Annotated in this window: 14 protein-coding genes; 12 read left to right on the top strand and 2 right to left on the bottom strand. The window is 65.1% G+C overall.

Annotated features, from left to right (window positions below; genetic code table 11):
* Positions 1 to 108 precede the first annotated feature (108 nt).
* Both QCE64_RS06570 and QCE64_RS06575 read left to right on the top strand, forming a co-directional pair.
* On the top strand, positions 109 to 552 hold the full coding sequence (locus tag QCE64_RS06570; protein WP_310004168.1) for a tlde1 domain-containing protein: 444 nt from the start codon (positions 109 to 111) through the stop codon (positions 550 to 552).
* Positions 553 to 556: 4 nt separating this feature from the next.
* Positions 557 to 805, top strand: a complete 249-nt coding sequence (locus QCE64_RS06575; RefSeq protein ID WP_309916049.1) for a hypothetical protein — start codon at positions 557 to 559, stop codon at positions 803 to 805.
* Positions 806 to 812: 7 nt separating this feature from the next.
* Here QCE64_RS06575 and QCE64_RS06580 read toward each other — a convergent pair whose 3' ends face one another.
* Both QCE64_RS06580 and QCE64_RS06585 read right to left on the bottom strand, forming a co-directional pair.
* Positions 813 to 1,637, bottom strand: coding sequence for an NRDE family protein (locus QCE64_RS06580; RefSeq protein ID WP_309916052.1), 825 nt, complete (start codon positions 1,635 to 1,637; stop codon positions 813 to 815).
* Between the two features lie 12 nt (positions 1,638 to 1,649).
* Positions 1,650 to 2,636 carry a folate-binding protein gene (locus QCE64_RS06585; RefSeq protein WP_310003138.1) on the bottom strand — a complete coding sequence of 329 codons (987 nt, stop codon included), beginning with the start codon at positions 2,634 to 2,636 and terminating at the stop codon, positions 1,650 to 1,652.
* A 100-nt stretch (positions 2,637 to 2,736) separates the two neighbouring features.
* Between QCE64_RS06585 and mltG the strand changes: the two genes are divergently transcribed.
* From mltG to QCE64_RS06635, 10 genes are all read left to right on the top strand, one after another.
* Entirely contained in the window at positions 2,737 to 3,747 is a 1,011-nt protein-coding gene (gene mltG, locus QCE64_RS06590) for an endolytic transglycosylase MltG (protein ID WP_309916056.1), read from the top strand.
* Complete coding sequence (gene tmk, locus QCE64_RS06595) at positions 3,748 to 4,368, top strand: dTMP kinase (protein ID WP_309930017.1); 621 nt, start codon at positions 3,748 to 3,750, stop codon at positions 4,366 to 4,368. It begins immediately after the preceding gene.
* An 18-nt stretch (positions 4,369 to 4,386) separates the two neighbouring features.
* Positions 4,387 to 5,430 carry a DNA polymerase III subunit delta' gene (locus QCE64_RS06600; protein WP_309916060.1) on the top strand — a complete coding sequence of 348 codons (1,044 nt, stop codon included), beginning with the start codon at positions 4,387 to 4,389 and terminating at the stop codon, positions 5,428 to 5,430.
* 30 nt (positions 5,431 to 5,460) lie between these two features.
* A complete protein-coding gene (locus QCE64_RS06605; RefSeq protein ID WP_309930020.1) occupies positions 5,461 to 5,988 on the top strand; it encodes an N-acetyltransferase family protein in 528 nt (175 codons plus the stop codon).
* 17 nt (positions 5,989 to 6,005) lie between these two features.
* Positions 6,006 to 6,791, top strand: coding sequence for a TatD family hydrolase (locus tag QCE64_RS06610; protein WP_309930023.1), 786 nt, complete (start codon positions 6,006 to 6,008; stop codon positions 6,789 to 6,791).
* A 120-nt stretch (positions 6,792 to 6,911) separates the two neighbouring features.
* Positions 6,912 to 7,625 (top strand): ankyrin repeat domain-containing protein, encoded by a 714-nt coding sequence (locus QCE64_RS06615; protein WP_404987302.1) that lies wholly within the window; start codon positions 6,912 to 6,914, stop codon positions 7,623 to 7,625.
* Positions 7,626 to 7,731: 106 nt separating this feature from the next.
* Entirely contained in the window at positions 7,732 to 8,088 is a 357-nt protein-coding gene (locus QCE64_RS06620; protein WP_309916068.1) for a Rap1a/Tai family immunity protein, read from the top strand.
* 211 nt (positions 8,089 to 8,299) lie between these two features.
* Positions 8,300 to 9,553 carry a mechanosensitive ion channel domain-containing protein gene (locus QCE64_RS06625; RefSeq protein ID WP_309916071.1) on the top strand — a complete coding sequence of 418 codons (1,254 nt, stop codon included), beginning with the start codon at positions 8,300 to 8,302 and terminating at the stop codon, positions 9,551 to 9,553.
* Positions 9,554 to 9,658: 105 nt separating this feature from the next.
* The gene (gene otsA / locus QCE64_RS06630) at positions 9,659 to 11,044 is read left to right on the top strand and encodes an alpha,alpha-trehalose-phosphate synthase (UDP-forming) (RefSeq protein WP_309916074.1); all 1,386 of its coding nucleotides are present in this window, start codon (positions 9,659 to 9,661) and stop codon (positions 11,042 to 11,044) included.
* Positions 11,045 to 11,311: 267 nt separating this feature from the next.
* Positions 11,312 to 12,382 carry a glycosyltransferase family 4 protein gene (locus tag QCE64_RS06635; protein WP_310003140.1) on the top strand — a complete coding sequence of 357 codons (1,071 nt, stop codon included), beginning with the start codon at positions 11,312 to 11,314 and terminating at the stop codon, positions 12,380 to 12,382.
* Positions 12,383 to 12,498: the final 116 nt, after the last annotated feature.

Consider the following 12,498-nt stretch of genomic DNA (forward strand, 5'->3'; position numbering starts at 1 on the left):
GAAATTGAGTGATCAGGGACGAGCTTGCCCTGCACTGCTGTCCAATCCTACTGTCTCGGATGTATGTCAGATGACTATGCAGCAGAGCACGGTTTTCCCCGCAGTCCCATGTATGCACGTTCAGGGACTATCTCTCTCTCGTTCAATGGCTCCGCTCTTTTAGTTCATGCTCAGCGTGGGCGGTCCTATCCGGCAATTTCCGGAAAACCGCTAATCGGGGGAAGGTTTGATTTCTCTCCCGCCCGATACCGAACACGCAACGAGGGACCTATTCCGCCGGGTCGATATTGGATTCAACCGTCACAGATGTGGACGAACGAATGGTACAAGTCGGGTCTACGCTCAACGTGGGGAGATCATCGGATCACAATCCACATATTCCCAGGCACGGAAACCTTCGGTCGCGGTGGATTCTTCATTCATGGCGGAGTGTATGCAAGAACTGCTGGATGCATCGGTCTCCGTTCTCGAATGGAGGATTTCGTCCGCGACTTGAAAGCCGCTACAGCCGATTCTCCGGAATGCTACATTCCTTTGACCGTTCGCTACTGAACCAATGCAGATCACGAGCTACCAGTCCCTGTTGAGAGCGGGCTTATATGTCATCGTTGCCATTCTCTATGCTCTTCTCGTCGCCTGGAATGTGCTCGCTCTGACTGAATACTACGGCGACGGCCCGCCGTATTACTCGCGGACCACCAACATGGACAAATGGACAAATCCCATTCCTTTAATGACCGTGGTGGACAGCATCGGCGCACTGATCATCGGGGGCATTCTCTACCTGATGCGACGCACGCGCTAAGCCCGCGTCAACCGCGTTCCACTTCGAAGTCAAAAGCCCGCTCGAACGCGCCGGGCCGCACGATCCGATGCGAGCCGTCATCGTCACTGCGTTCCTTGACATCGACCGCGAGCCCATGCGGCATCAGGTCCACGCGCAACGCCGTGGTGCTGCGTGTCCCGTACTCGGGCGTCTCGATAAACGCCGCCGACAACACGCGTTCCCGCTCGATCGAAATGCCGGTGGAGGGCAGCAGCGCGTCGTTGGCCGTACGCGGATCGCGCAAGGTGTCGATCAGCACATCGAGTGACGGCCGCTCGTCGGCGTGAATCAGGTCGTGCAAGGCGTCGCGCTGAGCCACCAGCTTTGGCCAAGGCGTGTTCAGCAGACTGTTCGACAAGCCATGCACGCCCGCTTCGAGCAAGGCTGGCGGCGCATCCGCGCGATTGCCATACCAGCCCAGTTCACGCCGGGCGAAATCGCCGCACAGCAGGTTGAAGCCGTTATAACGCTGACCTCGCTCGGCCACGCGTTCCAGATACGTCAGCGGCGCAAGCCGTTCGCCCGCGAGAAAGTCGCTCACCAGCGTGCCGCGCGTCGGCGCGTCCGGGCGCGTCTCGCTCGGCGCGCGATAGTTCGTCAGCGCCGCGAAGCGTCCATCGCGCGACACACCCAGCCATGTGCCGCCGCCCGTGAGATCGCGTCCCGCAAGCACGCCCGGCGCGTCGGTCCACCAGTGCATCGGCTCGGCGGTGCGGCGCAAGAATTCATCCCGATTCGCCGACAGCGTCAGCAGCGCGCGGCGCTCGCCGGGCGCGGCCGCGGGCTGCCAGTCGAAAACGATCAGGCACATGCGCGCGGGACCTCAGGCATCGGCGGGAAAGGCGTAGGGCAGCGGCGCAAATTCGAGCGCCGGCCCATCGGCGGAACCCACGTGAACGCTGCCGTTGTCGAGCGCGGCCAGCTTGATCTCGACCAGACAGTCCACGCCGCCGGCTTCCGCCGGCGCCGCGTTGACGACCAGCCCGCACGGCTGGCCCGGATCGTCGGAATGAAACAGCTCCGCTCCGGGCGCGGCCGCTTCGGTGTGCGCGAGCGCCGTGCGCCGCTTGATCGTGCCGCGATACTGGCTGCGCGCGACGATCTCCTGTCCCGGATAGCAGCCTTTCTTGAAGTTCACGCCGCCGAGCACGTCGAAGTTCACCATCTGCGGCACGAACTGCTCGACCGTCGCGTGCGTGATGCGCGGTTCGCCCGCATGGATGTCGAGCCAGTCCCACATTTGCCCGGGCACGCGCACCAGTTTGTCTTCGAGGGCCGCGAGCTGTTCGTCCACCAGCGCCTTCGGCCCGACCCACAGGAAACGCGGCCGATGCGCCGCATCCGGCACGCGGATCAGCGCGCCATTCGGACCTTCGACCTTCACGTGCACGCCGTCGGGCAGGGCATCGAAGATGCCGGACAGCGCCGCGCGCACGTCGCCCGCGAAGCCGACCGCGGCCACCTCGGGCGTCGCGTCGGAGAGCTTCGCTTTCAGCCGCAGCACGAACATCGACAGACGCTTCTGCACTGCCGCCTGCGTGTCCTGCGCGATCAGCAGGCGCACCGCATCGGCCGTGCGCCACATCAGGAACGACGCCAGCAGCCGTCCCTTCGGCGAGCAATAACCGGCCAGTCGGGCCGTGGAGGCATCGAGATGCTGGACGTCGTTGGTGATCTGGTTGTGCAGGAAGGTCGCGGCGTCCTCGCCCCTGACATCGATCACGCCGAACTGCGTGAGCGGCATGAACGCGCCGGCGGTCTTGACGGCTTCGAAATCGGCGGGGGCGAGGGTCGGGGTCTGGGAATTCATGGAGGTCGCGGCTGTCCTTTCAGAGAAGCCCGGACCGGTGAAAGCGACTCCGGCACAGGCGGCAAGTTATTATATTGGTCTTATCCCAAGCGTGTTCCGCATGTCCCTCTTGAAGAAATGCGTCGTGGCCATCGTGTTCGCCGCGCTGGTCGCGGCGGCCGTCGCGGGCGGCGTCGTCTGGTGGGCGCAGCGTCCCATGGCACTCGCGACACCCGAGCTTGACGTCACCATCAAACCGCATAGCAGCCTGCGCAGCGTGAGCAATCAGCTGAACCGCGGCGGCGTGCCGGTCGAGCCGGAACTGTTCGTGCTGATGACCCGCGTGCTCGGCCTGTCCGCGCAGCTCAAGTCCGGCAACTACGCATTCAAGAGCGGCATCACGCCCTATGAGGTGCTGCAGAAGATCGCGCGCGGCGACGTCAACGAGTACGTCGCAACAGTCATCGAAGGCTGGACGCTGCAGAAGATGCGCGCCGAACTGGACGGCAATCCCGCGCTCAAGCACGACACGGCCGGCATGAGCGACACGGACCTGCTGCGGGCGATCGGCGCCGCCGAGGTGGACCGGGCGTCGGCTGAAGGGCTGTTCTTCCCCGACACCTATCTCTTCGACAAGAACACCAGCGATCTCGCCGTCTACCAGCGCGCCTACCGGCTCATGCAAGTGCGTCTCACCGAGGCGTGGAACGCGCGCGCGCCGAATCTGCCTTACAAGACGCCTTATGACGCGCTGATCATGGCGTCGATCGTGGAGAAGGAAACCGGGCGCGCGCAGGACCGGCCGCTGGTTGCGGCGGTGTTCGCGAACCGGCTGCGCATCGGCATGCCGCTGCAGACCGATCCCACCGTGATCTACGGCCTGGGCCCGGCTTATGGCGGCAAGCTCAGGAAGAAGGACCTGCAGACGGACACTCCGTACAATACCTACACGCGCATGGGCCTGCCGCCGACGCCGATCGCGCTGCCCGGCGTGGCCGCGTTGACCGCCACGCTCAACCCGGCCGCCAGCACCGCGCTGTATTTCGTCTCGCGCGGCGACGGCAGCAGCATCTTTTCCGACACGCTCGGCGACCACAACAAGGCCGTCGACAAATACATCCGGGGTCAATGAATGGCGCGCGGCAAGTTCATTACGTTCGAAGGCATCGACGGCGCGGGCAAGACCACGCATCTCGACTGGTTCCGCCAGCAACTCGCGGCGAAGCTCGCGCCGTCCGGCCATGCGGTCGTGATGACGCGCGAGCCAGGCGGCACGCCGCTCGGTGAAACACTGCGCGGCATCCTGCTGGACCAGCCAATGGACCTCGAAACCGAGGCGCTGCTGATGTTCGCAGCGCGCCGGGAACATCTGGCGCAGGTGATCGAACCGGCGCTGTCGCGCGGCGATTGGGTGCTGTCGGACCGTTTCACGGATGCCACTTTTGCATACCAGGGCGGCGGCCGCGGCCTGCCGCGCGACAAGCTCGAAGCGCTGGAACGATGGGTGCAGGGCGGTTTCCAGCCGGATCTGACCGTGCTGTTCGACGTGCCGACCGAAACCGCGAACGAACGCCGCTCGGCGGCGCGCGCGCCGGACAAGTTCGAGCGCGAGTCGGAGACGTTTTTTGCGCGCACGCGGGGCGAATATCTGCGCCGGGCCGCGGAGTCGCCGCAGCGCTTTGCCGTCGTCGATGCCACCCGGACCATCGACGACATTCGCAAAAAACTTGAAGAAACGATCGCAAGTCTCTGATTCAATACGATAACAGCAATGATCTACCCTTGGCAGACCGACGACTGGCAACGCCTCCAGCAACTGCGCGCGCACTGGCCGCACGCATTGCTGCTGCATGGCGAGGCGGGCATCGGCAAATTGCAGTTCGCACAACATCTGGCGCAAGGTCTGCTGTGCGAGGCGCCCGCGGCGAACGGCGAACCCTGCGGCCATTGCCCGGCGTGCCTGTGGTTTTCGCAGGGCAACCATCCCGACTATCGCGCCGTGCTGCCGGAAGCGCTCGCGGGCCTTGCCGTCGCCACCTCCGGCGACGCCGCCGACGCCCCCGCTGACAAAGCCGATGGCGACGAAGGCAAGAAATCGCGCGCGCCCAGCAAGGAAATCAAGATCGAGCAGGTGCGCGCGCTGCTGGACTTCTGTGCCCTGGGCTCGCACCGCGGCGGGGTGCGTGTCGTGGTGTTGTATCCGGCCGAGGCATTGAATGTCGCCGCCGCCAACGCGCTGTTGAAGACGCTCGAAGAACCGCCGTCGGGCGTCGTGTTTCTGCTGGTTTCGGCGCGCATGGACCGGCTGCTGCCGACCATCGTGAGCCGCTGCCGTCAATGGCCGATGAGCGTGCCCGAGCCAGCGCAGGCGAATGCATGGCTCGCGGCGCAGGGTATCGACGATGCAGCGGGCCTGCTCGCGCAGGCGGGCGGCGCGCCGCTGGCGGCGCTGGCGCTGGCGAGCGACGAGAACCGCGCGTTACGCGACTTCACGCTCGCCCAGCTCGCCGCCGGACCGAACTGCGACGCCTTCGCCTGCGGCGAGAACCTGCAGAAGCTGCCGGTGCCGCTCGTGCTCGGCTGGCTGCAGCGCTGGCTTTACGATCTGCTCGCGCAGCGCACGGCGGGCCGGCCGCGTTACTTTCCAGGCGCGGCCAAGGCGCTCGCGCGCTGTGCACAGGGCGCGGATGGCGCCGCGCTCGCCCGCTACATGAAAACCGTCACGCGGCAGCGCGCCGTGGAGAATCATCCGCTCAACGCGCGCCTCGTGTTCGAGGAACTGTTCCTCGGCTATCGCGGCATCTACGTCGCCTGACAGGGTGCCCGGAGCCTTTTCAATCCAACCATGACTCTCCAATACCGCGACGCCACCTTCGACGATCTGCCTGCCATCGTGGCCATCTACAATTCGACGATCGCCTCGCGCCAGGTCACCGCCGATCTCGAGCCGGTCACGCTCGAAAGCCGTCACGCGTGGTTTCACGCGCATTCGCCGCAATCGCGCCCGCTGTGGGTCGTCGAGGAAGGCGGCGAGGTCATCGCGTGGCTCAGCTTCTCCGACTTCTACGGCCGCCCGGCGTATGCGCGCACCGTCGAAGTCAGCATTTATCTGCACGAGCGCGCCCGCGGCAAGGGGCTCGGCCGTGCGCTGCTGCGCGAGGCGCTCGAGCGCGCGCCGTCGCTGAAGGTCGATACCGTGCTCGGTTTCGTCTTCGGGCACAACGAAGCCAGCGTCAAGCTGTTCGCCGGCTTCGGCTTCGAAACCTGGGGCGCGCTGCCGCGCGTCGCGGTGCTGGACGGCGTCGAGCGCGATCTCGTGATCCTCGGCCTGCGTCTCGACACGCAGCGCGCCGCGCCACAGCACACGCATTAAGGATCAGGGAGCCGCGCATGTTCGTCGATTCACACTGCCACATCAACTTCGAAGGACTCGCCGACCGCCTGCCCGACGTGCTCGACAACATGCGCGCGCATTCGGTCACGCATGCGCTGTGCGTGTCGGTCGATCTGGAAACGCTGCCCTCGGTGCTCGCCATCGCCGAACGATACGAGAACGTGTATGCGTCGGTCGGCGTGCATCCGGATCACGAGGACATGCGCGAGCCGAGCGTGGACGAGCTCGTCGAGCTGGCCGGGCATCCGAAAGTCTGCGCGATCGGCGAGACGGGCCTCGACTACTATCGGCTCGAAGGCCGCAGCCTGGCCGACATGGAGTGGCAGCGCGAACGCTTCCGCACCCACATCCGCGCGGCGCACAAGACCGGCAAGCCGCTCATCATCCACACGCGCGCGTCCTCGGACGACACGCTGCGCATCATGGAAGAAGAGCGCGCCGGCGTGCCGGGCGGCGTGATGCATTGTTTCACCGAACCGTGGGATGTGGCCGAACGTGCGCTTGCGCAGAACTTTCATATTTCGCTGTCGGGCATCGTCACGTTCAAGAGCGCCAAGGACGTGCAGGACGTGGCGCGCCGCGTGCCGCTGGAACGGCTGCTGATCGAAACCGATTCGCCTTATCTCGCGCCGGTGCCGTATCGCGGCAAGCCGAATGAACCTGCGTACGTGAGTCATGTCGGACGTTTTGTCGCGCAATTGCGCGAACAGCCGGAAGAAGCGCTGGCGCAGGCCACCACGGACAACTTCTTCCGTCTTTTCAAGATCGCGCGGGCAGGCTGAGGGCGGCCGCACCGCGTGTACAGCAACCTGTTTCAAGGCACCCCGAAGGCAACCATGAACAATTCGTCGATGATTTCCGCTCTTCCCGTGGCAAACACGTCAAACGTTTTCGCCGCGGACATGAAGCACACGAAGGGCTCCGCAGGCTCCGCGCTGCGCCGGCTGGTCGCGGCGGCGCTCGTCGCCGGCTGTGCGATTGCGCAGCCGGTGTGGGCCGCGTCTGTGGATTCGCTCATCAAGGCGGTCAAGTTCGACGACATCTCGGCGGTCAAGAAGCAGCTCGCGCAGGGCGCGGACCCGAACACGGTCGACAACACCGGCACGCCGCTGCTCGTGATCGCGGCGCGCGAGAAATCCGACAAGGTCGGCCAATTGCTCGCCGACAATCCGAAGACCGATCTGGAAAAGACCGACCCCGCCGGCGAGAATGCGATGATGCTCGCGGCCCTCAACGGCGACGCGACCTTCGTGAATGCGCTGATCGCCAAGGATGCCGAAGTGAACAAGAAGGGCTGGACGCCGCTGCACTATGCGGCGACCAACGGTCATGACGACATCGTGAAGCTGCTGCTGGACCATTCGGCCTATATCGACGCGGGCTCGCCGAACGGCACCACGCCGCTGATGATGGCCGCGCGCGGCGGGCATTTGTCGACCTGCAAGCTGTTGCTCGACGAAGGCGCGGACCTGCGCGTCAAGAACCAGATCGGCATGACGGCCGTGGACTTTGCCCGCAAGTACGAGGCGAAGGATGTCGCCGAGGGTTTGCAGGCGCGCCTCGACTCGATGCAGCAGGGCGGTGCTGCGCCAGGCGGCGCAAACGGTGCAAAATAGCGCAGTGCTGCACGGACACTGGCGCACCCGGCGGTCAGGCGCGGCCGCCCCGGTGCCCCGAACCGTTGTCCGGATCCAAGCCGCCGCTCAACATAAAAGGAAGATCATGCTGCGGGAAATCGTCATCGCCTGTGCGCTCGCGACACCTCTGTGCGCGTTCGCGTTCACCGGCAACGACCTGAACAAGCTGTGCACCAAAACCGACCCCAACTCGCGCACGGCCTGCGCGGCCTATATCGAAGGCGCGGCGGACGGTGTCTATAACACGATCGAGGCCATCGGCGGAACCTCCGGGCCGCAGGTCGGCCAATACTTCTGCCTGCCGTCGGACGTGAAACCCCAGCAACTGACGGATGCGGTGCGCAAGTACATTGCCGGCAATCCGGACAAAGCCGATTTCAACGCCACGACCATGGTGTCGCTCGGCCTCGGCAAGGCGTTTCCCTGCAAGGCGGAACGCTGATGGCGGGCTGAACGGTCGAGCGGAGGCGCCAGGAGCGTGCTGGCGTCCCGCTTGCTGACCTGATCTTGCCTGACCTTGCCTGCCAGCCGGCAAGTTTCGCTGAATACGGTGCGGCCTCCGCACCCATGGTTTGTGACATCGCACCCGCGCGATGCGCGCCGCCGTATCCACCTCGCCCTGTTTCCAACCCGAGGCTGATCCCGCGACCTTCATGCTTTCTTTCGATCACTTCATTGACCTGGCCGAACGGCCGCTCGGCACCTGGCCGGGCGCGCTGGTCGTCGCCGTCATCGCCGTGCTGTTCGCGGTGGGCGTGCATCGGGCGGGCGCGCGCATCCTGACCCGCATCGCGCGGCCTTATCCGCTGATGAGCGTCGTGCTGCGCTACATCGACAAACCCGCGCTGGTCCTGCTCATCATCCTCGGGCTCGGCTTCATGATCTTCGAGGCGCCCGACACGTTGCCGTTCATCGGCGTCCTGCGCGATGTCGAGACCGTCGCGCTGATCGTCGCGCTCACGTTCCTCGCGGCGCGCTCCGCGGGCGCGGTCGGCGAGGCGATCGTGCAGGCGCACCCGCTCGACACCGACGACAACCTCGACGCCCGCCGCATCCACACGCAGGCGCGCGTGCTCGCGCGTTCGGTGATGGTGGTGATCGTCATCATCGGCTTCGGCGGGGCGCTGATGGCATTCCCGAGCGTGCGCCAGATCGGCGCGAGCCTGCTGGCGTCGGCGGGCGTCGCGGGACTGGTCGCCGGTATCGCCGCGCGGCCGGTGCTCGGCAATCTGATCGCGGGTTTGCAGATCGCGCTGTCGCAGCCGATCCGCCTCGACGACGTCGTCGTCATCCAGGGCGAATGGGGGCGGGTCGAGGAAATCACCGGCACTTATGTGTCGATCCGCATCTGGGACCAGCGCCGGCTGATCGTGCCGTTGCAGTGGTTCATCGAAAATCCGTTCACGAACTGGACCCGCAACAGCTCGCAGATCATCGGCACGGTGTTCCTCTATGTGGATTACCGCATGCCGCTCGCGCCGCTGCGCGAGGAACTGGAGCGCATTCTCGCGCATGCGCCGGAATGGGACGGTCGCGTACAGGTGCTGCAGGTCACCGACGCGACGGATCGCGCGTTGCAACTGCGCGTGCTCGTCAGCTCGTTCGATTCCGCGCTGAACTGGGATTTGCGCTGCCGCGTGCGCGAGGGACTCGTGAATTTCGTGCAGGCGGCGTATCCGAACTATCTGCCGCGCGCGCGGGCGGATCTTTCGACGGACAAGGAAAGCCACGTCGATTTCGCGCCGCCGCTCCAGCGTCCGGGCACGGCGCCGGACAACGCTGCCGGCGCGGCCAATACCGCCAATACCCCCGCCGATCCGGTCGCGAGCCGAGGCGAGGCGAGCGGACCGGACCCGCATGCGCATTCGGCGGCGTCTACCGCACCGACGCGCGGCGAAAAGACGTGAACAATGGAGTCGGCTGACGGATCGCGCGCCGTGAATGGAAACCCAGCGGGCAATTCACAGTCGAAAAACATAACCCCACATGATCAAAGAGGAAAAGGCAAGCTTATGAGTCGTCTCGTCGTCGTATCCAACCGGGTCGCCACGCCGACCGAAACCAAAGGTTCCGCGGGCGGGCTGGCTGTCGGCGTCTTCGGCGCGCTGAAGGACAGCGGCGGCGTCTGGTTTGGCTGGAGCGGGGACGTGGTGAGCGAAACCGTGGCGAACCAGGGCCCCAAGCTGGAACAGGACGGCGCCGTGACTTTCGCCACCGTGGGCCTGACGAAGAAGGACTACGACCAGTACTACCGCGGTTTTTCGAATGCGATGCTGTGGCCGGTCTTCCACTATCGCAACGATCTCGCCGTCTACGATCGCGACGAATACGCCGGTTACCGCCGCGTGAACGCCTGGCTCGCGCACAAGCTGATCAAGCTGCTCGAGCCCGACGACGTCATCTGGGTCCACGACTACCACATGATCCCGTTCGCGGAAGCGCTGCGTTCGGAGGGCATCAAGAATCGCATCGGCTTCTTCCTGCACATTCCGTTTCCGTCGCCGCAGATCCTGCTGAACATTCCGCCGCACGAGGAACTCGTCAAGTCGCTGTGCTGCTACGACGTCGTGGGCTTCCAGACTGAAGGCGACCGCGTCGCGTTCCACGATTACATCGTGCGCCATGCACACGGCACGGCGACCGCCGACGGCCACGTCGAAGCCTTCGGCCGCAAGCTGACGACGAATGTGTACCGCATCGGCGTGTTCCCCGATGAAATCGCCGAGCAGGCCGAGCGCGGCGAAGCGCGTCAGGACGTGATGGACCTGAAACAAAGCCTCGAAGGCCGCAAGCTCATCATGAGCGTCGACCGGCTCGATTACTCGAAGGGCCTGGTCGAGCGTTTCCGCGCCTTCGAACATTTCCTGGAGAAATCGCCGGAGTGGCGCGGCAACGTGACGCTCGTGCAGATCGCGCCGCCGACGCGCTCCGACGTCGAAAGTTATCAGCAGATCCGCCAGAACCTCGAATATGAAGCGGGGCGCATCAACGGCCGTTATTCGGGCCTCGACTACACGCCGATCCGCTACCTGAACCAGCGCTATGACCGCTGGAAGCTGATGTCGCTGTTCCGGGAATCGCAGGTCGGGCTGGTGACGCCGTTGCGCGACGGCATGAACCTGGTCGCGAAGGAGTATGTCGCCGCGCAGAATCCGGACGATCCCGGCGTGCTCGTGCTGTCGCAATTCGCGGGCGCCGCCGACGAGATGACTGGCGCGGTGCTGGTGAATCCGCACGATATCGTCGGCACGAGCGAGGCGATTGCGCGGGCGCTGACCATGCCGCTCGCGGAACGCAAGCAGCGCTACGAAGCCAACATGAACGCATTGCGCAAGCACGATCTGGGCGTCTGGCGCGACAACTTCCTGATCGATCTGCGCGGCGTCTCCAAAGCGTAACGGCTGTCCGACACGATTGTTTCGGCCCTGTAACAGAGCGATGAAAGTGCAAGAGTGCGCCGGGCGGCCGCCATTCTCCTTCGATAATGCCGGTACGCGTCGGCGACTCGCACGCGGCACTCCAGTGACAGGGCATTGATCTGATGTAAGGGCAAACCTCGTGGCCGGGCTGTGGGCCGGCTGTCATACTCGATGCCGCAGGCGACGGTTCGCATAATGGGTGCGCTGGCGTGCGCTGCCGTCGATAGGCTCATGGAGACGAGAACGATGAGAATTGCCCAGATCGCCCCGCTGACTGAATCGGTGCCGCCGAAGCTCTACGGGGGCACGGAACGTGTCGTGTCGTATCTCACCGAGGCGCTCGTGGAACTCGGTCACGAGGTCACGCTCTTCGCCACCGGCGATTCCCAGACCAGCGCCCGACTGGAAGCAGTCTGGCCGCGCGCGCTGCGGCTCGATCCGGCGATCCGCGACCGCATCGCGCCGCACATGCTGCTGCTGGAACTGGTGCGCCGCCGCGCCGAAGAGTTCGACGTGCTGCACTTCCACATGGATTACTACTCGTTCTCGCTGTTCAAGCGCCAGGAAACGCCGTTCCTCACCACGATGCACGGCCGCCTCGACCTGCCCGAGCAGCAGCCGGTCTTCGATACTTTCGACACCGCGCCGGTCGTGTCCATCTCGGACGCCCAGCGCCATCCGTTGCCGCAGGCCAAATGGGTGTCGACGGTCTATCACGGGCTGCCGGAAAATCTGTACACGCCGCAGCCCGTCGAACAGAAATATCTGGCCTTCCTGGGCCGTATTTCGCCGGAGAAACGGGTGGATACCGCGATCCGCATCGCGGGACGCTGCGGCCTTCCCATCAAGATCGCCGCGAAAGTGGATTTCGCCGACCACGAGTACTTCGAGCGCGAGATCGCGCCGCTGCTCAAGCTGCCTTATGTGGAATTCGTCGGTGAAATCAACGACAGCCAGAAGGCCGAGTTTCTCTCGGGCGCGCATGCGTTGCTGTTTCCCATCGACTGGCCGGAGCCGTTCGGCCTCGTGATGATCGAGGCGATGGCCTGCGGCACGCCGGTGATCGCCTTCAATCGCGGCGCGGTGCCGGAAGTGGTCGATGAAGGGGTGTCCGGCTTCATCGTCGAGGATGAAATCGGCGCGGTGGCGGCCGTGAACCGGCTGCATACGCTGTCGCGCGAAGGCGTGCGCAAGCGCTTCGAAGACCGCTTCACGTCGCACCGCATGGCGCGCCAGTATCTCGACGCCTACAAGGCCGTCGTGCGGGCGCAGAAGCGGGCGCGTTTCAGGGTCATCGACCGCGCGACCACGACCTGATCCATTTCTTACGCGCATGAGAAAACCGCCGTGGGGGGGGGCCCCCGGGGGGGGCCCCCCCGGCGGGGTGGGGGGGGGCCCCCCCCCCCCCGCCCCCGGGGGGGGGGGGGGGACAA

This window comes from Caballeronia sp. LZ043, from assembly GCF_031451075.1.
Classification (GTDB): Bacteria; Pseudomonadota; Gammaproteobacteria; order Burkholderiales; family Burkholderiaceae; genus Caballeronia.